At 67.6% G+C, this 22,625-nt stretch carries 16 protein-coding genes; 8 read left to right on the top strand and 8 right to left on the bottom strand.

Annotated elements, in window-relative coordinates; genetic code table 11:
* Positions 1 to 58: 58 nt before the first annotated feature.
* The 6 genes from ACFRMN_RS16120 to ACFRMN_RS16095 form a co-directional block, all read right to left on the bottom strand.
* Positions 59 to 1,498: a sensor histidine kinase gene (locus tag ACFRMN_RS16120; RefSeq protein ID WP_383019348.1), complete on the bottom strand. Its 1,440-nt coding sequence runs from the start codon at positions 1,496 to 1,498 to the stop codon at positions 59 to 61.
* On the bottom strand, positions 1,495 to 2,196 hold the full coding sequence (locus ACFRMN_RS16115; RefSeq protein ID WP_383019345.1) for a response regulator transcription factor: 702 nt from the start codon (positions 2,194 to 2,196) through the stop codon (positions 1,495 to 1,497). Before ACFRMN_RS16115 ends, ACFRMN_RS16120 begins: the two co-directional genes overlap by 4 nt.
* The gene (locus tag ACFRMN_RS16110; RefSeq protein WP_383019343.1) at positions 2,193 to 4,430 is read right to left on the bottom strand and encodes an MMPL family transporter; all 2,238 of its coding nucleotides are present in this window, start codon (positions 4,428 to 4,430) and stop codon (positions 2,193 to 2,195) included. Before ACFRMN_RS16110 ends, ACFRMN_RS16115 begins: the two co-directional genes overlap by 4 nt.
* A 142-nt stretch (positions 4,431 to 4,572) precedes the next feature.
* Positions 4,573 to 5,391, bottom strand: coding sequence for an SDR family oxidoreductase (locus ACFRMN_RS16105; protein WP_383019340.1), 819 nt, complete (start codon positions 5,389 to 5,391; stop codon positions 4,573 to 4,575).
* A gap of 389 nt (positions 5,392 to 5,780) precedes the next feature.
* On the bottom strand, positions 5,781 to 6,467 hold the full coding sequence (locus ACFRMN_RS16100; RefSeq protein WP_383019337.1) for a TetR family transcriptional regulator: 687 nt from the start codon (positions 6,465 to 6,467) through the stop codon (positions 5,781 to 5,783).
* A gap of 109 nt (positions 6,468 to 6,576) precedes the next feature.
* Positions 6,577 to 7,242, bottom strand: a complete 666-nt coding sequence (locus ACFRMN_RS16095; RefSeq protein WP_383019334.1) for a GntR family transcriptional regulator — start codon at positions 7,240 to 7,242, stop codon at positions 6,577 to 6,579.
* 371 nt (positions 7,243 to 7,613) lie between these two features.
* On the opposite strand from ACFRMN_RS16095, the gene ACFRMN_RS16090 reads away from it, so the two are divergent.
* The 5 genes from ACFRMN_RS16090 (at position 7,614) to ACFRMN_RS16070 (ending at position 16,529) form a co-directional block, all read left to right on the top strand.
* Positions 7,614 to 8,885, top strand: coding sequence for an ABC transporter substrate-binding protein (locus ACFRMN_RS16090; RefSeq protein ID WP_383019331.1), 1,272 nt, complete (start codon positions 7,614 to 7,616; stop codon positions 8,883 to 8,885).
* Between the two features lie 138 nt (positions 8,886 to 9,023).
* Positions 9,024 to 9,914 (top strand): carbohydrate ABC transporter permease, encoded by an 891-nt coding sequence (locus tag ACFRMN_RS16085; RefSeq protein WP_383019329.1) that lies wholly within the window; start codon positions 9,024 to 9,026, stop codon positions 9,912 to 9,914.
* Positions 9,911 to 10,840 carry a carbohydrate ABC transporter permease gene (locus ACFRMN_RS16080; RefSeq protein WP_383019326.1) on the top strand — a complete coding sequence of 310 codons (930 nt, stop codon included), beginning with the start codon at positions 9,911 to 9,913 and terminating at the stop codon, positions 10,838 to 10,840. The genes ACFRMN_RS16085 and ACFRMN_RS16080 overlap by 4 nt, the downstream gene beginning before the upstream one ends.
* Positions 10,837 to 13,512, top strand: coding sequence for a laminin G domain-containing protein (locus tag ACFRMN_RS16075; protein ID WP_383019323.1), 2,676 nt, complete (start codon positions 10,837 to 10,839; stop codon positions 13,510 to 13,512). Before ACFRMN_RS16080 ends, ACFRMN_RS16075 begins: the two co-directional genes overlap by 4 nt.
* Before the next feature lie 173 nt (positions 13,513 to 13,685).
* Positions 13,686 to 16,529, top strand: a complete 2,844-nt coding sequence (locus ACFRMN_RS16070; protein WP_383019321.1) for a discoidin domain-containing protein — start codon at positions 13,686 to 13,688, stop codon at positions 16,527 to 16,529.
* A gap of 234 nt (positions 16,530 to 16,763) precedes the next feature.
* On the opposite strand, the gene ACFRMN_RS16065 is transcribed toward ACFRMN_RS16070, so the two are convergent.
* Entirely contained in the window at positions 16,764 to 17,369 is a 606-nt protein-coding gene (locus ACFRMN_RS16065) for a TetR/AcrR family transcriptional regulator (protein ID WP_383019318.1), read from the bottom strand.
* A gap of 98 nt (positions 17,370 to 17,467) precedes the next feature.
* Here ACFRMN_RS16065 and ACFRMN_RS16060 point away from each other — a divergent pair, with 98 nt between their 5' ends.
* From ACFRMN_RS16060 to ACFRMN_RS16050, 3 genes are all read left to right on the top strand, one after another.
* Positions 17,468 to 18,439: an NAD-dependent epimerase/dehydratase family protein gene (locus ACFRMN_RS16060; RefSeq protein ID WP_383019316.1), complete on the top strand. Its 972-nt coding sequence runs from the start codon at positions 17,468 to 17,470 to the stop codon at positions 18,437 to 18,439.
* Positions 18,440 to 18,689: 250 nt separating this feature from the next.
* A complete protein-coding gene (locus ACFRMN_RS16055) occupies positions 18,690 to 20,249 on the top strand; it encodes an AMP-binding protein (protein WP_383019313.1) in 1,560 nt (519 codons plus the stop codon).
* A 583-nt stretch (positions 20,250 to 20,832) separates the two neighbouring features.
* A complete protein-coding gene (locus ACFRMN_RS16050; protein WP_383019310.1) occupies positions 20,833 to 21,093 on the top strand; it encodes a hypothetical protein in 261 nt (86 codons plus the stop codon).
* Between the two features lie 488 nt (positions 21,094 to 21,581).
* Here the strand turns inward: ACFRMN_RS16050 and ACFRMN_RS16045 are convergent, their stop codons facing one another.
* On the bottom strand, positions 21,582 to 22,532 hold the full coding sequence (locus ACFRMN_RS16045) for an MBL fold metallo-hydrolase (RefSeq protein WP_383019308.1): 951 nt from the start codon (positions 22,530 to 22,532) through the stop codon (positions 21,582 to 21,584).
* Between the last annotated feature and the right edge of the window lie 93 nt (positions 22,533 to 22,625).

Here is a 22,625-nt window from a genome sequence, read left to right as displayed (position 1 = left end):
GTGGCCGGGTGTGTCCGCTCCGATGCCGCCACGGGGTACGGCCGGTGCCGGTGGACGGTCACGGGTGCGGCTCCGGTGTGAGAGCGGGAAGTGTCACCGTGACGGTGGTTCCTGTCGCGGCTCGGGTGTGTGAGGTGATGCGCACGGTTCCGTGGTGGGCGTGAACGACGGCCTGGACGATGGCCAGGCCCAGACCGGAGCCGCCGCGGGCGCGGCTGCGGCCGGCCTCGGCCCGCCAGAATCGGTCGAACACATGGGAGAGGTCGTCCGGCGCGATTCCGGGTCCCTGGTCGGTCACCCGGATGACTGCCTCGCCTTCGGATGCCGTGACGGTGACGGTGATGGCTGTGCCTGCCGGTGTGTGCTGGATGGCGTTGCCGATGAGGTTGTTGAGGACCTGCTGGAGCCTGGGGGCGTCTCCGCTCACATGGACGGGTGAGGCGGCGTGCAGGCGAATGGTGCGGTCCGGAGCGACGACGCCGGCGTCCTGGACGACATCGAGTGCGAGGCGCCGCAGGTCGACCCGCTGGGCTTCCAGGGGGCGTCCGGCGTCGAGGCGGGCGAGCAGGGACAACTCCTCGACGAGGAGCCGCATTCTGCCGACCTCGCCGTCGACCCGTTCCAGGGCCCGGTCGAGTTCGGCGGGGGTGGTGAGGCCGCCCTGGTGGTAGAGGTCGAGCCAGCCGGAGATCGTCGCCAGAGGGGTGCGCAGTTCGTGGGAGGCGTCGGCGGCGAAGGCCCGGATGTTGCTTTCAGCACGCGCCTGGGAGTCGAAGGCGTGGTTGACGGCGGTGGCGAGCCGGTCGGTCTCGGTGCGCTCCCCGTAGGTGGGGAGGCGTTCGTCGCGGGCGCCGGAAGCGATGGCGTCGGCGGCGTTGGCCATGCGGCCAAGAGGCCGCAGGCCGACCTTCAGGATGAGCAGTGCGGTGGCGAAGGTCAGGACGAGGGTGATTCCGACGATGGACGCCTGGCCGGAGATGAAGTCCGCGACGGTGACCTGGTCGATGTCGGTGCGCACGGTGAGGATGACCGCGGTGGAGGCCACGTCCCCCTCGGATGTCTTGACCGTCAGACCGCTGGTGGGGACGCGCAGAGCGATCAGGTCGGGCACCGACTCGTGGCCGTCGATGGTGACGAGCTGGTCGAACCGGTCGGCGGTCAGCGCGTTGATGGCTTTGGGTACGCCGTCGCCGGCCTGGACGGCGACCTTTCCGTCGTCGCCGATGACGGTGATGCCGAGGATGGGTTCGATCAGGGCGGAAAGCTGGCTTCCGTCGACTGTCTGGGGTTGGCTGACGAGCGCTTGGTGGACGCGGGCGCCGGATGCGTGCAGGGTCGTCTCCGCCCGGTGGTGCAGGTAGTCGCGCAGGGTCAGGGCGCTGGCGATGGAGTTGCCGACGAGTCCGGCGGTCAGGAGCACGAGTATGCCGATGAGGATCCGCCCGCGGATGGTGGTGAGCCGGCGTGGTTTGAGGGCGGAGAGACGCGGGCGGTTCATGTGGTGGGGCGGCGCAGGCTGTAGCCGATGCCGCGGACGGTGTGGATGAGGGGTTCGCGGCCGTGGTCGAGTTTGCGGCGCAGGTTGGACACGAAGCGCTCGACGACGACGGAGTCACCGCCGAAGTCGTACTGCCAGACCGCTTCCAGGATCTGGGAGCGGGTCAGGACGTGTCCGGGCCGGGACAGCAGGAAGCGCAGGAGCCGGAACTCGGTGGGTGACAGGTTGATCACATCGCCGCCGCGGCGCACGGTGTGGCGCGTGTCGTCGAGTTCCAGGTCGGCGTAGCGCAGGACGCCGTCGCCGCCGAGAGGGCCCGCGCTGCCGCGTGAGCGGCGGATCAGAGCATGGAGGCGGGCGCCGACTTCCACGACGCTGAAGGGTTTGGTGACGTAGTCGTCGCCACCGAGCTGGAAGCCCCGGACACGGTCCTCGATGGCATCCCTGGACGTCAGGAAGAGCACCGGCACGGTGATCCCCCTGGAGCGGATCAGCTGCAGGACCTCGAAGCCGTCGCCTCCGGGCAGGCCTACGTCGAGGACGATGACGTCCGGGGTGTGCCGCGCGAGGCTGGTCAGGGCCTCGGGCACGTCCTGGGCGAGGCGGACATCGAACCCCGCGAAGCGCAGGGCGGACATCATCAGGTCGCGAATGCCGGCGTCGTCCTCGACGACGAGGACCGTGTCCGGGGTGTTCATGAGGAGACGTCCTGCTGGGAACCGTACTGGTAGGTCAGGGGCACGGGATCGGGTTCAGGGTCGGGGTTCGGGTCGTTCAGGTGTGCCCCTTCAACATCCAGGTTGGGCAGCCACTTGTCCAGCAGATGTGGCAGCCACCACGCCCGGTCGCCGAGCAGCGACAGAACGGCCGGGACCAGCGTCATACGGACCGCGAACGCGTCGACCAGGACACCGACCGCCAGCGCCAGGGCGATCGGCATGATCGCGGGATCGTGGGTGAACAGGAAGCTCGCGAAGACCGCCACCATGATCAGCGCGGCGGCTGTGACGACCCGCGAGGAGTGACGGGCGCCATCGACGATCGCCGCACGGGAACGCCCGTTCTTCACGTACTCCTCGCGCATGGCCGAGACGAGGAAGACCTCGTAGTCCATGGCCAGCCCGAACAGGACAGCCATCACGATGATCGGGACGAAGCTGGCGATCGGCCCGGTGGAGGGCACATTGAGGGCGTCGGCGAGCCACCCCCACTGGAAGACGGCGACGATCGCGCCGAAGGACGCGCCGACCGACAGAAGGAAACCCAAGGTGGCCTTGACGGGGATGGCCACGGACCGGAACGCGGCCATGAGGAGCAGGAGCGAGAGTCCGACGACGACACAGGCGAAGGGCAGCAGAGCACCGCTGAGTTTGTCGGAGACCTCGATACTGACGGCCGTCCGGCCGGTGACCGCGATAGCGCTGCCGGTCCGGTCGGCCAGCGGAGCGACACGGTCCTGGAGCTCGGCGACCAGCTCACTGGTCGCGGGATCACGGGGCCCGGTCTTCGGGATCACCTGCACCCGTGCGGCGGCCGCGTCGTCGGCGTAGTCCACGGGGCTCACCCGCGCGATGCCTTTCACTCCCGTCAGTTCCCGGGCGACTTCCTCGCTGGTGGTCGTCAGGGTTTTGGCGGGCGCGTCGGTGACCAGGATGACGAGAGGCCCGTTGGCTCCGGGGCCGAAAGTGTCCGCGATCCTGTCGTAGGTCTGCCGGACCGCGGTGCCTTGCGGTCCGCTGCCGTCATCGCTCAGTGCCAGCCGCAACTGCAGGGCGGGTATCGCGAGCACCGCGAGCCCCAGGGTGACCGTGATGAGGGCCCGCCAGGGGTGGCGTACGACACGACTGACCCAGCGAGCTCCCATCGAGGGGCGCCTACGGGGATTGGCCGCGTCCCGCATCCGGCGCACGGTACGGGAACCGGGCCGCGGTCGCAGCCGCTCGCCGGCCAGCGCCAGCAGCGCGGGCAGCAGGCCGAGGGACATGGCGACGGCGACAGCCACGGCGGCTGCCGCGCTCAGTCCCATGGACGTGAGCACGGGAACCCCGGCGACCGTCAGCCCGACCAGCGCGATGATCACCGTGAGGCCCGCGAAGGCCACGGCGCTTCCGGCCGTCGCGGTCGCACGGGCCGCCGCTTCCGTCACACCGCGGCCCTGCGCCAGCTCGGTACGGTGACGCGAGACGATGAACAGGGCGTAGTCGATTCCCACCGCCAGCCCCAGCATGATCGCGAGAGTCGGGGCATTGTCCGAGATGCCCACGACGGAGGACAGGCCCATCAGCCCCGCCATGCTGGCGACCACCGCGAGCAGGGCGGTGACCAGGGGCATCCCCGCCGCGAGCAGGGATCCGAAGGTGATGGCGAGAACAGCCAGGGCCACGAGGACACCGGCCACTTCCATCGGTCCGACCAGCGCTCTGGACTCCTTGTAGGCGTCGCCGCCGAAGAGCACATCGATCCCCGCGGCACGGCTGCCGGCCGCGGTGTCCTTCAGGGCAGCGAGGTCACTCCCACTGACGTCCTGGTCCTGGGCCACGGAGAACTCGATCCGGGCGAGAGCCGTCCTCGCGTCCGGCGTCACGGTCCGGCCGCGTATCGGATCACTGACCGAGAGCACGCCGGGGACGGTGGCAGCGGCCGTCAGGGTGCGTGTGAGGGCGGCGGCGTTCGCCGGGTCCTTGAACGTGGTGCCCTCAGGGGCTTCGAAGATGATCTGTGCGCTCTTGCGGTCGGAAGCCCCGAAATGGCGGTCCATCTTCTCCAGCGCGCTCTGCGCGGCAGACCCCGGAATGTCCGACTTGGCGTCGAAACTTCCCGCGAAGGCGATTCCTGCGCCGGCGGTCACGGTGACGACCAGCAGCCATGTGGCCAGCACCGTACGGTAGCGACGCACCGCGAACACCCCCCACCGATGAAGCAGCACAGCCATGATCACAGCTCATTTCCGTAAGAGACGGTCAGCGAAGCCCCCATCAAAACCGCCTCACTTGACGGAACCACCTCCCACAACCTGACGGTTCCTTGACGGGCGCCGCACGCCACCTGGCGGCGCTTCCCCGTCCGGGGGCCGCTCAGGCGTGATCGGTCCGGGAGGCGCTCTCCTTCTGGGCTTCCGTTTCGTGGAGCCGGGCGGTGAGGGAGGCGTGCACCGCCGCGTAGGCGTCACTGCCCAGCAAGAGCCTGCGGGGAGGCTGTTCCGCCTCGGCCGCGGCGATGACCGCGGTGGCGAGCCTGGCCGGATCCCCGACGGGTTCGGCGAAATTGCCCAGCAGCCGCTCGCGCAGTTCGGCGTAGACCGGCAGCGCGGGCGCGGCGTCCACGCTGCGGTTGTTGGCGTCGGTGCGGAATCCGCCCGGCTCGACCAGGGTGGTGGCGATGCCCAGCCCGGCGACTTCCTGGGCCAGCGCCTCGTAGAAACCTTCCATGGCCCATTTGGTCGCGTTGTAGATGCTGACGAAGGGGAAGGCGGCCTGTCCTCCGATGCTGGAGAGCTGAATCAGATGACCGCCGCCCTGGCCGCGCAGGTGTGGCAGCGCCGCGCGGGCCAGAGTCATCGAGCCGAGGACGTTGGTGTCGAGCTGACGCTCGACCTGGGCGTCGGTGGGTTCCTCGGCGGCGCCGACCAGCGAGTACCCCGCGTTGGACACGACGACGTCGATCCGCCCGAGCGCGGCGAAGGCGTCATCGACGACCTGCCGTACCTGAGCCGGCTTGCTGACATCGAGTCCGGCGCGCCACAGGAGGCCGCCGTACCGGGCGGCCAGGTCGTCGATCGCGGCGGGACGGCGCAGCGTGGCCGCGACGCGGTCTCCGCGGGCGAGCAGTTCCTCGGTGAGAGCACGGCCGAAACCGGTCGAGGTCCCCGTGATGAACCAGGTCTTGGATGCCATCGAGTGGCTCCTGTCTTGTTGTCCAGGGTCGGGTGGCGGGCCGACGGTGATACGGACGGTCGGCCGATGGATAACACACAGCTCGTGCGTTAAAGATGTTACGGCGGCCTCTATCGACATGCAACGCACACCATGTGCACTATTCGCGCCGTGATCGCCCGCGCTCCGCCCGGGCGGAGCTGCCGGACCGGGGGAGGGGGCGCCGGGCCGGCGCGTACGACGGCTGTCCGCGTCCCCGGCGGCGCGGTCAGAAGTACAGGGGCGACGACTGTGGCTTGTGCCAGCGCATCACTGGGCTGCGATCCGGTGCCGGAAGTGTGTGCGCCCGGAGGCCGTTGTCCGCACGCGAGGTCCGGGTCCCCTGAACCCGTCGGAAGGGGATGCCTGGTTCACGGCCTTCCCGTGCCTGACACCGTTGCCTGGACCAGGAGGCCGACGCAGGTCGCGGTCAGCAGGCGCGTCAGTGTGGCGGCGAAGTCGAGGGCCCAGGTGGGCGCGATGGTCCGGTCCTCGGCGTAGGCGCGCGCCAGTGTCTCGGGCGGGTGGGCAACCTGCCAGAGAGTGGCCGCGACGGCGTTGGCGGACGTCACGATGTCGAGCGCGTCGCGGTGACCGAGACCCGGCAGCGCGTCCCCGACCGCTTCGGCCATGGACATGACGGCCGCGCGGCTGACCCGCTTGAACGAGACGACACGCTCCACATCGACGTCGTGTTCGAGGTGCAGGGGAACGTTGGCGAGCAGGTCACAGAAGAGCGGATCCTCGGCCAGCGTGGTCGCCAGCACCTCGGCCACGGTCGCGGGGGTCGCGGGAACACGGGCCCGCAGTGCGTCGCACACGGCGTCCGACCAGCGCGTCCAGCCCTCCGCGGCCAGGTGGAGAAGAACGTCTTTGTGTGAACTGAAGTAGCGCCGCACGGCGGAGTGGTGCACCCCCGCGCGGTCGGCCACAGCGGTCAGCGTCACTGAAGCGACACCGGTCTCCAGTGCCAGGGACCGCGCGGCCTCGATCAGCGCGGTCGACCTCTGGCGCTTGTTCTCGGCGGAGCGCGCACGCTGAAATGAAGGGTTGGCCACTCTCCCACGCTAGCGCACATGGTGTGCGTTGCGCGTTGAACCCCGGTACCTCAGCGCATTTAGTGCACAGGCCATGCGTTAAATGAGGCCGGCCGGAGTGCCGGCCAGTTCAGTCCCGCGCCGCCGCGTCCGTCAGCCGGAGGTGCGCCCTGCGCAGATGCGTACGCATCCGGGCCGCCGCCGTCTCCTCGTCGCTCTCGCTCACCGCTTCCAGGATCCGTTCGTGCTCCGTGCACGTTGCCTCCGCCCAGCCCTCGCGGAACGAGAGCCGGTACTGGTGCGTGTGCGCATGGAGCCGTTCCAGGGTCGAGCGGAGGAATCCGTTACCGCTCAGGCGGGCGATGCGGTCGTGGAACACGGAGTCGTGGTGCATGTAGAGCAACAGCGTTGCACGGCTGCGAAAGTCACCCGTCGCCTTGCGCATCTCGGCCAGCATCTCGGCGAGTTCACGCAGATCGTCCTCCGTCGCCCGCGTCGCGGCATGGGCGGCCGCGGTCGGCTCCAACAGGAGCCGCACCTCGAAGAGTTCGCCCAGACTCCGGGTGCTCAGCAGCGACGCCGCCGCGTATCCGGCGAGTGAACGCTTGATCACCAGGCCCTCCGCCTCCAGACGGGCGAGAGCTTCCCTGAGCGGCGTCGGGGAGATCTCCAGCTCCAGGGCCAGAGTGTTGATGTTGAGCTTCGTCCCCGGTTCTATCTCGTGGTCGACGAGGCGTCGACGGATCGTGTCGTAGGCCGTGTCGGCGAGAGCCTGTCGCCGGGGCGTACCTGCCATGCTGCTGCTCCTGTGATCGGTCTCCAAGAGGGTAGCCCTTCTCGATCATATTTTTTCCGGCGCCTCAGCTGGGGTGGTACAAAGTCCTCCTCATCGTCGCACCCTGATCGATGTCCGGTGTGGACCAGCCGCTGAGAAGTGGCCCCAAGGTGACTCCAATAACCCTTCTGAACTGGGAGTTCAGCCACCCTCGGGGTGTGGGCCGGCTGACGTCACATCTCGATCAGGTAAAGATCGGTACGAGTATTGACTGCGCGGTGATGCTGGCTAACCTTCTGGAAAGTATACGAAACAGTGTTTCTGGTAGTTCGATCGACGGCACACGGTGGCCGGGGTCCGGCCGCGACGCGCGAAGCATCAAGGAGGATGACATGAAGCGCACAACTGCTCTCGTGGCGGCGGTGAGTGGCCTGGTGAGCGTCTTGGCGATCACGGGCTGTTCCACGGGCCAGAGCGTGGCGGGCGGTGGCGGCTTGACGTTCATGACGTTCGAAACCCCGGCGCTGACCGCCACCTTCTGGGATGCCTCCATCGCGCAGGCGCAGAAGTCGGTCCCGGACAGCGAGGTGAAGAAGATCGTCTCGCCCGACGCCGACCGGAACGCCTATGCCAAGCAACTCCAGGCGTCGGGCCAGTTCCCCGACATCCTGTCCTCGATCAATCCGAAGGACTTCACCGAGGCCGGGCTGCTCAAGGCGTACGACCAGAAGTGGCTCGACGAGCACTTCACCGACCCCAACGGGAACGCGATCGGCGGTAAGACGTACATCCCGCCGACCAACTCGCAGATCGTCCCGATGGTCTTCTACAACAAGAAGATCTTCGCTGAGCACAAACTCGATGTCCCGACCACCTGGGACGAGTTCATGAATGTCGTCACCACCCTCAAGAAGGCCGGCGTTACCCCGGTGGAGATGGCCGGCGGCGAGCCATGGTCGGCCGCGATCCCGCTGTCCGGTCTCATCACCGCCGACGTGCTGGGCGCCGACCCCGAGTGGATCCAGAAGCGCTACAAGGGCGAGGTCGAGTTCACCGACCCCGAGGTGGTCGCCGCCGCGGGCAAGTATCGCGAGCTCATCGACGCCGGTGCCTTCGACAAGGGCGCGCTGAGCGTGAGTTACGCGGACGCCAACAAGAAGTTCCTGGCCGGCGAGAGCGCCATGTATCCGATGGGCAGCTGGCTGATCGGCCAGATCCCGGCGGAATCGGCGGACGATTTCGGTACGTTCCTGCTGCCGAGCGAGACGGGCGAGCCGGTCGTCCCGTTCAACACGGGCGGTACGACATCGGTCAACGCCAAGTCGAAGAATGTCGCGGACGCGACCACGTTCGCGCAGACGTGGTCACTGTCCAAGCCGAATCTCAAAACGCTCATCGAGACGGACGGCGCGTTCCCGATGCTCAAGGGCGTCACCCTTGACGACTTCGGCGCGAAGGTCACGCCGATCTATACCGAGGGCTACAAGCTCGTGACCGACCGGAACAGCAAGGTCAGCGCCTTCGGCTGGGTCAACAACGACGACGCGCTGCCGCCGGGCGTGGTCGATCAGTTCAACTCCCTGTCCCAGAAGCTCTTCACCAGTTCCGACACCAAGGGGCTGCTCGCCACGTTCGACGCCGACTGGGACAAGGCCGCCAAGTAGGCGGAGCCCGCCGGTGAAGCGGGCGGGCCGAGGTCCGGACGGATTCTGACATCGTTGTCAGACCCATGTATCCAGATCACGTACATGGACGTCCAGCCGCGGCCCGCCGCTTCGCCCCTCAACTCGAAGGATCAAGCTGTGCACAGTCGATCTCCACGAGCGGGCCGCGGCTTCGGGCTGGCTCCCGCTGCGTTGATCGCGGCCGTTCTGTACGGGGTGTTCCTGCTCTACCCACTGGTCCAGAGCCTCTGGCTCAGCTTCACGGACAAGAGTCCACTCCAGAGCGGCAGCGACTTCGTCGGCCTGTCCAACTACCGCGAGCTGTTCGGGGACGACCGGCTCGTGTCCAGCCTGCTGTTCACCACGGTGGTGGTCGTGGCGGTCACCGCCATCGCCAATGTGGTCGGTCTGCTGCTGGCGATGCTGCTCAACCGGTCCACCGCCAACTACCGTGTGATGCGCACCCTCATCTTCATTCCGCAGGTCCTGTCCGGCGTGATCGTCGGCTTCATCTGGAAGTCGATCCTCACCCAGAACGGCCTGCTCAACACCGTGCTGGCGCAGATCGGCCTGATCGATGAACCGGTCTCCTGGCTCGGTGACCCCAGCCTCGCCACGTTCTCGGTGATCGTGGTCGTCAGCTGGATCACGATCGCCTTCGCCACCGTCGTGTACACGGCCTCGCTCCAGTCCGTTCCGCGTGAGCTGTACGAGGCGGCCCGGATGGACGGCGCCAGTGCCCTCGGCCGCTTCCGCCATGTGACCCTGCCGATGATCGCACCCGGCACGACGATCAGTGTCGTCCTGTGTCTGATCACCACACTCAAGCTGTACGACGTGATCGCCGCCCTCACCGGCGGCGGCCCCGCGGACTCGACCAAGTCGACCGCCTTCTACCTGATTTCCGTGGCCTTCACCGACAACCGGTTCGGCTACGCCTCGTCCATCGCCATGTTCCTCCTGGTGCTGACCGCCGTCGTCTCGTACGGCGTCACCGCCCTGCTGCGCCGAAGGGAGACAAACCTGTGAGCGCTCCCGTCGCACCGCGCGAAGTATCCGGGCCGCGGAAGACCAACGCACCTCACGCGTCCCGGAGGCCGGACCCGTCACGGAATCAGGGGCCACGGCGGCTGTTCTTCCGCGAGAAGTCCCGTCTCCTGGGCGCCTGGCTGATCACGCTGGCGTTCATCCTGCCCGTGTACGTGGCGTTCGTCAGCGCCTTCAAGACCCAGGACCAGATTCTGGCCAACCCGGCGGCCCCGCCCGTACCGTTCACCTTCGACAACATAGTCAACGCCCTGCGGCGGCCGGACAATCTCGTCCAGGCGGGACTGCTCAACTCGGTCTTCGTGACGGTCGCGACCCTCGTCATCCTCGTGCCGCTCAGCTCGATGCTCGCCTTCTACATCTCCGAGCGCACCCCGCGCGTCCGCAACACCATGCTCGCGGTCTTCGCACTCGGCCTGATGGTGCCCCCGCAGGTCGTACTGCTCCCGATCGTGACGCTGCTGCGCGAGATCGGCCTCGCCAACTCGTACGCCGGCCTCATCCTGTCCAACGTGGGTGGCGGCTACCTGTCGTTCGCGGTCTTCGTGTACGTCGGCTTCCTGCGCACCATCCCGCGCGAGGTCATCGAGGCCGCCCGGGTGGACGGCGCCGGAGACCTGCGGCTGTGGTGGCGGATCGTGTTCCCCGTGGTGCGCCCGGCCACCGCCACCGTGGCCATCTTCCTCGGACTCTGGGTCTGGAACGACTTCCTCAACCCGCAGTTCATCCTCGGTCCGCTCCAGGGCCAGACGATCACCACCGGCATCTATGTCTCGCTGGGGGCCTACTCCACCGACTACAGCCAGCTGTTCGGAATCATGTTCCTCGCCGCGATCATCCCTGTCGTCGGATACCTCGTCAGTCAGCGCGAGTTCATCCATGGACTCATGTCGGGAGCCTCCAAGTGACCGAGCACATCAGCGGAGTTCCCGCTCTCGACACACTCGCGGGCGAGTGGCTGGAGCGATCCGCGCTGAACCACCTGCCCTCGCTGCGCAACCAGTGGGGCCAGGGGCACGTCAACGCCGACCTGACGTCGCTGTCCTGGCTCGCGTTCGCGCCGTACAGCGGCGGCTACCATACCGGCGCGCTGCGGATCGACGGCCGCGTGCCGGTCGCCGAGCGGCTGCGCTGGTCCCCCTGGGGCGTGGAGCGCGCGGCCACCGCGAGCGCTCTGGCGATCACCACCGACGTACGCATGGGGTACGAGCGCAGCCGTCTGATGTGGCGTCTGACGCTCCGCAACGATACGCCGGAGCAGGTCACGGCCGTGGTGGAGCAGGAGCTGCTGGCCATGTTCGCCCACTCCGACGTCGACTGGGGCTGGCTGTACGGCAGCCCGTGGAATGCCGGGCATCACCACGACTACTTCACCACCGAGCGCATCCGCGACGAGGCCACGGCCGACAGCCCGCGCCAGGTGCAGTTCCTGCCCATCGGCGAGCGCTGGGTCCGGCTCGGCAGCCCCCGTATCCCCGGGATCCAGCGCGACGAGGACACCGCGCCGATGCTGCTGGAGTCGGAGCTGCCCGACCACTCGACGAAGGACGCGGGGCGGGTACGGGCGCCGGGCGCGGCCTGCCGCGTCAGGTCGGTCCATGTACGTCCGGCGGGCGACGGACCGCTGATGCCGCTCGGCGACGGGTCGGAGTCGGAGTCGGGGTCGGGGTCGGGGGCGGAGTACAGGGTCGAAGCCGGCACGGATCTGCGTATCGGAACGGTGGAGCTGCGCGGCGGGGATGTCCTCGCCTGCGGCATACGGGTCGACGAGCCGGACGTGACCGGCGTCGTCCTCACCCACGGCAACCACCCCGACTCCCTCCAGATCGCCCTGGAAGATGGGCGCTTGACGCTGCGGATCGCGGGCGAGCTGCTGCTCTCCCCGGAGCCGCTGCCCGTCGGCAGCTGGCACACCGTCAGCGTTCGTATAGGCGACGGTGGTTGTGAGCTGAGCGTGGACGGCGAGCCCGTACTGGCAACGTCACTCTGGTGGGAGGGACAGCGCTGGACGGCCACGACCGACGGCGCCACCGTCTCCGTCACCGACACCCGATCGGCCGCACGCTGCGTCTACGCCTTCGCGGCGGCTCCCGACACCGTCGAGGTGGCCGGTGCGCGTGCGGTCGGGCGCTGGAATGTCACGCTGGAGCCGGGAGCCGGGACCACACTCGGCATCATCCTGGAGATCGGCGTGTCGGCGGAGCAGGTCGCGCGGGACGCCGCGGCCGTCGCGGCCTCCTTCGCCACCGAATTCGAGGCGGTGGCCGAGCGGTGGCGTACGACGTGGGACAGTGCCTTCGAGCCGGGGAACACGGAGTTCTCCGGCCATCTGCCCACACTGCGCACCGAGGACGCCGACCTGGCCCGTACGTACTATCTCGGTGCGCTGCTGGCGATCTATCTGCGCAACACCACCGTCAGCCCGATCGGCCCGGTGTTCCTGACCGGCGGGCCGCGTCTCGGTGCCACCACGACCTTCTTCTGGGACCAGTCGGAGTGGGCCAGGACGGCGGCCCTGCTGGAACCGGCCGGGCTGCGCGCCTGGATCGTGGCCGCGCTCGCGCAGCCGTACGATCACTGCCACTCCTTCGATACCCGCAATCTGCTGCCAGTCGGCAACCACTACGCGGCCAACGACCACTCCCTCTTCCGTACGGTGAAGGCGTACGTCGGCGTGACCGGCGACCTCACGCTGCTGGACGAGAAGCCCGGCGGCCTCAGCGTGCTCGACCATCTGCGGGCGATGGCCTACCGGCCGCGCGGGTTGCGGGGGGCATTCGGCGCCGGAGTGCTCGCCGACTTCGGACGCGACGCCTGGGAGTTGCTGGAGTGTGTCCCCAACTACCGTGACGGCGTTGTGTCGTTGAACGCCGGGTATGTCGGTATGCTGCGCTCCCTCGCCACGTTGCTCCGCGCGCTGGGCGATGACGGCGACGCGGAGGCGGCGACGGCGACGGCGGAGGCGGACGAGCTGGCCGCGGCCGTACTCGGCCAGTACGCGGGCGACGGCCGGTGGATGATCGCCCACCCCGAGGGCGACGAAGTCATCGGCCACTGCCTGGACTTCGAGCTCGTCGCCGCCGACATGCCGCAGGACCTGTCACCGGAGCGGGGCGACGCGATGGTCCGCTTCGTCAGCGAGCACCTCATCGACGGGGACTGGATGCGCGCGCTCGACCCCGGCGACCCGATCGCCCCTCTCTCCGACCGGCCCGACCACGGCGCGGCGGGCGCGTTCGCCGCATGGCCGGGGGCCACGGCCTTCGGGATGTGCCGGCTCGGCCACCCCGACATCGCGGCGGACGTACTGCGCCGCGCGCACCGCGCCACGTCCGGCGGGCTGTGGGGGCAGGCGATGGAGGTCACCGACGACGGTACCTACCGGGTCGCGGGCCGCGGGGTCGCCAACCGTGACAGCAACGCGGCCGTCGCGGTGACGGAGGCCGTGATCGCCGGACTGTTCGGCATCGAGGCCGGGATCGAGAGCCTGACCGAGGACATAGGGACGGTACGGAGCCCGTACGGCGAGCTCGACCACGTACGGGCGATCGGCTTCGGACTCCCGAGGCCGGGCCGCTGACGGCCGCCGTCGGCCGACGGCGCCCACCATGAGACGCACCACTCGCACACGCACCACTCGCACACGTACCACTCGCACACGTACCACTCGCACACGTACCACTCGCACACGCACCCCCCCGTACATGTACCACCTCACCTCTCGTACCACCCCCCGCTCAAAGGAGAGTAAAGATGGGGCAGGAGAGAACGACGCGGTCACGCTTCCGCGGTACTGGCCGTATACGGCGCCACTCAGGGCTGCTGGCGCTCGCCGTGGCGATACCCCTCGTCGTCCCCGGCGGCGCGCTGGCCGGACCCGCGGTCGCCGCGCCCGTCCGGGGGGCGGCGGTCGCGCCGACTCCGGCCGAGCAGTGGAACACCCTGCGGCCGAAGCTGGAGGGCATCAAGGGCACCTGGACGAACCAGAGTTACACCGGATCGGTGTCACGCACGATGCCGGACACCGCCCTCCTCGGGAACGGGGACGTCGGAGTGACCTCCGGCGGCAGCACGGGCGTGAAGTCGTTCTACGTCTCCAAGGGCGACTTCTGGGCGGGGAACCCGCAGACGAAGACCGCGCCCATCGGCGGTGTCACCATCCAGAGCGCCACCGAGCAGGACAACGCCAACCTCGCGCTCGGCGCCACGGCGACCGCCAGCAGCACAACCGACTCCTTCGCCGCGTCCCGCGCGGTCAACGGGCAGTGGGGCAGCGGGTACGAAGGCTGGGTCTCGGCGATCGGCAAACCACAGTGGATCGCCCTGGACCTGGGCTCCGTCAAAACCATCGCGCGCTTCGTGGTGCGCAACGACAACGCGGCGCGCCCCGGGAACGAGGCGTTCAACACGAAGAACCTGACGTTCCAGACCAGCGCGGACGGCACCACCTGGAACACCGTCAACACGGTCACGAACAACACCGCCGATGTCATCGACCGGACCGTCACCGCCGTACAGACGCGGTACGTCCGTCTGCACATCACCGAACCGACGCAGAACACCACACCCGACTCGACGAACAATCCCCGCGCCCGCGTCGGCCAGATCGAACTGTACGCGAGCGCGGGTGGTACGACCCCGCCCGCGCAGCCGTTCCGCGAGGAACAGCACATCGTCGACGGTTCGGTCACCACGTCCGTGTCGATGGACAACACCCCGCTGTCGATGAGGACATGGCTGGCCGCCGAGAAGAACATCATGGTCACGTCGGTCACCTCGACCGGTGCCCAGCCGGTGCGGCTCCAGGCGTCGACGTTCGCCGGTGCCATGGGCAGCCCCAACTCCCAGTACAGCAACTCGTCCGGCGTCAACGGCGGGGTGATGTGGGCCGAGCGCGCCACACCGTCGGGACCGAACTGGGTGTCCCGCGCGGCCCTGGCGTCCACGGTGCTCGGAGCCAGCGCCGTACAGCCGCCCACCTCGTCCGGCCCCACGGCGCGGACGGTCTTCACCGTTCCCGCGGGGGGCACCGTGACGCTGGTGACGGCGGTCGCCGGTGGCGGCCGGAATCCCACGGCTCCGCGCGACGCCGCGGTGGCGCAGGTACGGGCGGAGAACGCCGGTTCCATCGGAACGCTCGACACCCAGCGGGTCGCCTGGTGGAAGAACTTCTGGATGCGCTCGGCCGTCAACCTGAACGACTCCGCGCTGGAGAGGTACTACTACCCCGCCCAGTACTTCATCGGCGCGTCCAGCCGCGCGGGCAAGACCGTTCCCGGCATCTTCGGGATCTGGACCACCACGGACGACCCGATGTGGGACGGAGACCTCCATCTCAACTACAACGCACAGGCGCCCTTCTACGGGGTCTACTCCAGCAACCGCCCCGACCTCGCGCTGCCGTTCCACGACGCGATCCTCTCCTACGTGCCGGAGGCACAGCGCCGGGCCAAGCAGGACCTGCGGCGGGTGAATCAGGGCTACGTCAACTCGCGCTTCCCGAGCGGGGGCGTGCCGTCGGGTGTCCTGTTCCCGGTGGGCATCAGCCCGCTCGGCTCGGCGAGCGGCTCGACCACGGACGACCAGTACCACCAGCAGGTCTCCAACTCCCTTTTCTCGGCGACGCAGTTCGTGGCGTACTACGAGTACACCCAGGACGAGAACTTCCTGCGTACCAAGGGATATCCGTTCCTGAGCCAGGTCGCGCAGTTCTTCGAGTACTGGCTGGAGCGGGACGCGACCGGCGCGTACTCGCTCTGGGGCGGCCCGCACGAGGGCACCTGGGGCAAGAACTCCTCGCCCGACATCGGCATGCTCAAGCAGGTGCTCACCGCCGCCGTTTCCGGCAGCCTGAAGCTGAACGTCGACGCCGACCGCCGGGCGGTCTGGCAGAACATCCTCGACAACCTGCCGGGCCAGCCGACAACCACGCTCAACGGCAAGACGGTCTACTCACTGGCAAGCAGCATGCAGGGCACGGACACCCGGCTGATCCGGCCGGGTGACAACACCATCAACCTCGAATTCATTCAGCCCGCCGACCAGTTGGGCGTCAACTCCGACGCCGGCCAGCTCCAGATCGCGCGCGACACCGTCACCGCGATGAACTCGTGGGGCCAGGAGAACAGTTTCCCGAAGATCTTCAATCAGGCCGCGCGGGTGGGCTATCCGGCGGATCAGCTCATCAACACGTTCAAGTCGGTGATCTCGACGCGTACGGCGCCGAACCTGCGGATCACCGACCCGAACCACGGTATCGAGAAGTCGGGCGCGACCGAGGCGATCAACAGCATGCTGGTGCAGAGCGACAGAGCCGTCATCTCGCTCTTCCCGGCCTGGCCCGCGGCCAAGGACGCGAGTTTCTACCAACTTCGCCAGAAGGGCGCGTTCGTGGTCTCCAGCTCGAAGGTGGCGGGCAAGGTCGAGTACGTGGACGTCCGGAGCGAGGTGGGCGGCACGCTGCGGGTGAAGAACCCGTGGACGACGGCCTTCACGGTGACCGACGCGGCCGGCGACCCGGTGCCGTACACCACTCCGGGAGGTGTGATCACGGTCCAGACGACAGCCGGCCAGACGTACCACATCAACCCGGTCTGAGAACCGGACGTCGGCACAACGAGAGCGGGCTTCCATCGGTTCCGGAAGCCCGCTCGTCGCATGTGCGCCCGCGGCGGACGCCGCCCTGGCCCGGGTGGCGTCAGGTCCTGCCCTTTCGACCAGTGAGCGGCTGAGGAGCCCGTGCCGTCGGCGGAACCGCGGAACGGCCATGCCCACCAACACCGACGGTCAGACACCATCCCCGCCGAGATCAACCCCTGAGGCACGACTTCCCTATGTGCGATGTCGCGGTAGCTCGCGGTCTTGGCCGTCGCATACGCCGTAGAGCGCTGCCCGCACGATGGCGGCAGAGTCCAGGGACCTGACGCCGTCGGCGGTGAGAAGTGCGCGGCCGAGCACGGGGCCGATGAGGAGTTCGAAAACCAGGCGGTGGTCGACCGTTCTGGGCAGCTCGCCGCGCTCCTTGGCCCGCTCGATGACCTCAGCGCAGAGCTTGAGGCGCTCGTCGAGGTAGCCGACCTGAAGCTCGGCGAGCGACGGCTCGTTGGAACGGATCAAGTCCAGCAGGACAGGTCCAAGAGCAGACTGATACATCGCCAGCACATCATCCAGCATCTGGACGAGTTCGTCGTACAGACTGCCGGTGTCCTGAACGGGTACCGCGCTGTCGACGGCTCCGAGTAGCGCATCGCGCACGAGCGTGGCGCGGTCGCCCCAGCGGCGGTAGATCGACGTGTGGTGCACCCCTGAACGCTCGGCGACAGCGGTGATGGTCGTCGCCTCCAGGCCCTCCTCAAGGAGGAGGGCCTGGGTGGCCGCGAGGACCTCGTGTCGGACTCTAGCGCTGCGGCCGCCTGTTCTGCGGACTGGTTCTGCCATGCCACCAATCTAACGCACGCGTGCTTGCAATAAGTGCGCGAGGGCGCGTAGCATCGCCGTTATCGCACAACGATGTGCGTTCACGGAAGGGGAGCAGGATGAAGCTTTTCGTCATGGGCGGCACGGGCTACATCGGATCGGTCGTCTGCGAACGGCTGCTCGCTGAAGGGCACGAGCTGCGGGGACTGGCACGCAGCGACGAGGCGGCGGCCCAGCTCGTCGAGGACGGCATCGAGCCTGTGCGTGGCGCGCTCGGCGATGTCGACATCATTCAGAAGGAGTCGCGGGCGGCCGACGGCGTGGTGCAGATCACGACGGGCGGATTCCTGGTTCAGGCGCTGGACACGGTGCACGAAGCCGTGGCGACCACCGACGCTGTACTGGAGGCCCTGGCCGGCACGGACAAGCCCTACATCTGGACAGGCGGCACCGGCGGCTGGCTCGACACCGGCTGTGCTTTCCCCGAGCGGGTCGTCACCGAAGCTGATCCGATGACCGTGCCGCACTTCTACATTCATTTCCTTCAGATCGCCCAGAAGCTCCTGGCGGTCCAGGACGTCCGCGCGATCATCATCGCTGCGGGCCAGCTGTACGGGCGGGGCGGCGGCTACATCGGGCCGGTCGGGCGATCGTTCAACGACGTTCGCAAGCATGGGGTGGTCCACGCATGCAACACGGACAACGCGTTCACCTTCGTCCATGTGGATGATCTCGCCGACCTGTACGCGATCGCTCTCAACAATCCCTCCACACGCGGGCAGTACATCGCCGCGACCGACACCGTCCACATGATGGATGTGGCGCGCGGAGTCAGTAAGGCGGCCGGCCTCGGTGGGGAGATCGTAGTCGTCGATCACATGACGATGCGACAGCTCAATGGCCGAGCGAATGAAGGGGATTTCTTCTACAACCTCCGCGCCTCGTGCGCGAAGGCGCGGGAAGAACTTGGCTGGCAGCCGCACCGCCCCGGTCTCCTTGAGGAGCTCGCGTCACTTCCCCAGCCGCTTGACCTCAAGACCGTCTACCCGGAGCCGAAGCGTCAACCGGCGGCGTCGCTCGTCAAGTTCTGATGCGAGGGCTGCTGGGACAGGACGACTCCTGCGCATCGAAAAGACTGTACGACGTGGGCCCTGGCCGCCGCGCGTGGCGCGATCGCCTTGACCCGGCGAGACCCGAGGCCAGTGGGTGACCTGTGCCGGCCCGGGCGGTACGGATCGACGCCGGTCGCATCTCCATCGCGATCGGCGTCGATGACGTGTTCGATGCGATCGACGCTCTGATCACCGCTCTCGCGCGGACCTTGCGGAAGGATCTCAAGAGATGATGCTGATCGACTACTTGGATCGAGGCGCGAGGATCGCCCCTGACGCGCCGTGCATGACACTGCCCGACGGAACGACACTGAGCACGCACGCCGAGTTCCATCAGCTGACCCATCGAATCGCCGCGGCATTTCTGTCCAATGGGTTCAAGCCCGGCGACCGTGTCGCCGTGTACAGCCCGAACGATGCCGACGCCTTCGCGTGTGTTGTCGCTACGATTCGCGCGGGCGGAGTGTGGACACCGGTGAACGTGACCGGCAGAGAGGACGAGACCGGCGGCTTTCTGCATCTGGTGGGGTGCACCCGATTGATCTATCACGGCAGCCTTGCCGGTCGAGTACCCGCATTGCTCGCGCGCGTCCCCTCGATCAGGTCGGTGGTCTCCATTGGCCGCGGCCGCGACGACGATCCCATGCTGTCGGACTGGATCGCACCGGCAGGAACTCTGTGTGCCGATCAGCCTGCTGACACGGAGCGCCTTGCGATGTTGGCCCCGACCGGAGGCACCACGGGCGCCCCCAAAGCGGTGCCAATCACCCATCGGCAGTTGGTGCTGATGTGCCTGGCGCACAACGTCCACTTTCCTGAACAGCAACCTCCGAGATACATCTGCGCGACGCCGATGACGCATGCCGCCGGGATGGCGGCTTTCCCGGTGCTCGCCGAAGGCGGCCAGGTGATCATCCATCAGGGGGTCACAGCGGTCGACATCTTCGAATCAATCCAGCTCAATCAAGCGACCAGGATATTTCTTCCACCGACGGCGCTGTATGCCCTGCTGGCTCACCCGGATGTGCGCACGCGAGACTTCTCGTCCTTGTGTTACTTCCTGCTGGCCGCAGCGCCGATCGCCCCTGAACGGCTCGCCGAGGCGGTCGAAGTGTTCGGCCCGGTGATGACCCAACTTTTCGGCCAGGCCGAAGCCCCGTTCGTATGCACAGTGTTGACACGGGAAGAAATCGCCGACGCCGCTGCCAACCTGAAACATCGCGGCAGGCTTGCGTCCTGTGGTCGACAGACGGCCGCGGCGCGAGTGGAGATCATGAATGATCTCGGAGATCTCCTCGGCCCCGGCGAGCAGGGCGAGATCGTCGTACGCTCCGATCTCGTATTCGGCGGGTACTGGAATAATCCTGAGGCATCGACCGAAACCCGACGCCCAGGAGGGTGGCACGGCACCGGTGATATCGGCTACCGCGACGAAGACGGCTACATCTACATACTCGATCGCAAGAAAGACATCATCATCACCGGTGGCTTCAACGTCTTTCCATCCGAAGTGGAAGCAGTGCTTCACACCTTCCCGGCCGTGAACGACTGCGCAGTCATCGGCATCCCGGACGATAAATGGGGCGAGGCGGTCACTGCCGTCATCGAAACGAAACCGGGGCAGACCCTGGATCCTGACCAGGCCATTGTCGCCTGCAAACAGGCTCTGGGCTCTGTGAAGGCGCCGAAATCCATCGAATTTCGTGACCTTCCACGCTCTCCCGCAGGCAAAGTTCTCCGTCGAAAGCTGCGGGACGAGTACTGGGTTCACCGCGACCGCAAAGTCTAACCACAGGTCCGTTCTCCAGATGTTTCGCGCCAAGGGCCGATCTGCTGCTACGCCTTCCAAGAAAGATCTACGAACGAAGCGCCGGAGGCCACAGTGATGCCCTCCTGCGCCATGGAATGGTCGATGACCGCGGTCTCACCAGAGGCGGCTCGCATGACAGCGAAGCCTTGCCCTGCCAGAGTCCTGCCCCTCACGCTCTGCGGGCTTATCCCCGACACGTCTGGAGTGTTCCCGTCGGACAGCGCCGATATGGAGAAAGCCGGAGTCTCCCGCTCCGGATTCCCGTCCGCGGCCGCGGCCGCCGGCAGTCCGGCCGCCAGAAGCGTCATCGGAACCACCGCCAGAGAAGCCGCCGTCATTCCAGGGTGTCGTTTCGTGATTCCCTCCCCGTTTCCCGCACCTGCATGACATTCCCCACGCCCGCGGACGAGGTCGCCCTGGCGAGTCCCCCGGACAGGGCCAGTTGTTCCGCTGACGTGGGGGAGACGTAACATCATCCAGTAGGCGCGGGAAACCTCTCTCTCACCGGGGTGCCTCTCGCGTACACCGAACAAGCCTGATGGCCCACGGCGAGGAGCCCGCTATGCCCACCCGAGCCACGGACAGCCCTGCATCCCTCTACGGAGTCGTCTCGCTCGTACTCGGCTCCGTCGCGCTGATTTCCGTGGTCTTTTCGGGGGTCGTCGGCATCGCAATCCCGCTGCTGTGCGGCAGTCTGGCCGTCGCTCTTGCTGCCCTCGGCCTGAACGCGGGGATCCACCGTGTTAAATGCGCCATCGGTCTGGCCACTGGCGGCCTCAGCGCGCTTTACCTGATTTATCTCCTGATCACCTTTATGAGCTGACGTCCCGACCCGACCCCGGCGAGACCGATCCAGAGACCGATCCAGTTGGCTACCACCGTGAGCGAAGCACACTACGGTCCATACCGAGCGGCAAACTGACCTCGGCCGGTGGCACGCCAACGAGATCACGGGCCGGCTGAGCACGGTGGAGGATGACGAGACGATCTCGGATGCTGATTTCGACTGCGCCCGCCAGGCCGTCAACAACGCCCTCGGAATCGAATGAGGTAGGAGTACCGGCCCCGCCCGCTCCTCGTAGTGGCCGGAGTGGCGGACGACGTTGAACGCGGCCGTGGCCGTGGCCCCGAAGACAACCTTCTTCGGGGCCACGGCCGCGTTACGACCGCGCGAAGGGGTTGCGCTCCAGCGATGCTCGCGGGCCGATCTCACCGATGATGTCCGCCAAGGTGACGGAGCCTTTCTTCATCCGTCGTCAGATCAGTCCCCATGGTCGCTGCCGGAACGAATCCCGATGCCGATGGTGGAACTCATTCGGTGAATCCTTCGAGTTCGGCGATGCGGCGGAACACTTCGCGGGTGTCGACTCGCTCCAGGGTGGGGTCGAGTTCGTAGTAGACGGCGAGGATGTTCTGGGCGATCCGCCCGCGCTCGTCGAGATCGGCGAACCGGCCGAGGTTGATGTCGCGCATGGCGTCCTCGGGCGTCATACCTTTCTCGTGGCGGGCTCGCGCTTCGGCCTGCACCCAGGTCAGGTAGTCGCGGACCTGGTGGATGCCCGAGGCGGCGATGACGGGTCCGTGGCCGGGGACCACCAGTTCGGGTTCCAGGGCGAGCATCCGGTCGCAGGCGGTGATCCAGTTGGAGACAGGGCCTGCCCAGCTGATCGGTGTGCCCCCGATGAACAGCAGGTCGCCGGCGTACAGCACGCGTTCGGAAGGCACGAACACCACGGTGTCACCGCCGGTGTGGGCCGGACCCATATTGATCAACTGCACCTCGATGCCGCCGACGTCCAGGGCCAGCTCGTTGTCGAAGGTGCGCGTGGCGCCGGTCGGAGTGATGCCGGAGAAGTCGAACGGCTCGAATATGTGGCGTGCGAAACGGCCGACCGGCCCTGTCTGGGTGAGCAGGCCCTTGACGAGGTCCGGACCGCTCGTCGCCATCTCGTCGGCGGTGGCCCGCGACGCGATGATCTGGGCGTCGGCGACCAGTTCGTTGCCGTACCAGTGGTCCCCGTTGGCGTGGGTGTTGACGACGGTCCGGATCGGGTTGTCGCCGGTGAGCGGACGCAGGCCGTCGAGCATCTCGCGGGTCATGGCCAGGTCGAACAGGGTGTCCACCAGCAGCGATTCACCGGCCCCGGCGACAAGACCGGCATTGCTCCAGCCCCATGTGCCGTCGGGGACGAGCCAGGCGTGGCAATGCTCGGTGAGGCGGTGCGGGCCGCGGGTGTAGGCGATGGAGGGAGTCGATGTCATGGGTGTGTTCTTTCCGGTTGGGCAGCCGGCGGGACCGGTTGCTGCGGGGGAGTGGAGAGGATGACGGCCCCGGCGGTGGGCCGCGCCGCGCCG

Origin of the sequence: Streptomyces sp. NPDC056835 (assembly GCF_042789485.1) — a bacterium.
Taxonomy (GTDB): Bacteria; Actinomycetota; Actinomycetes; order Streptomycetales; family Streptomycetaceae; genus Streptomyces.
Note: the sequence above shows the minus strand (reverse complement) of the source record. Positions and strands in the feature narration are given on the sequence as shown.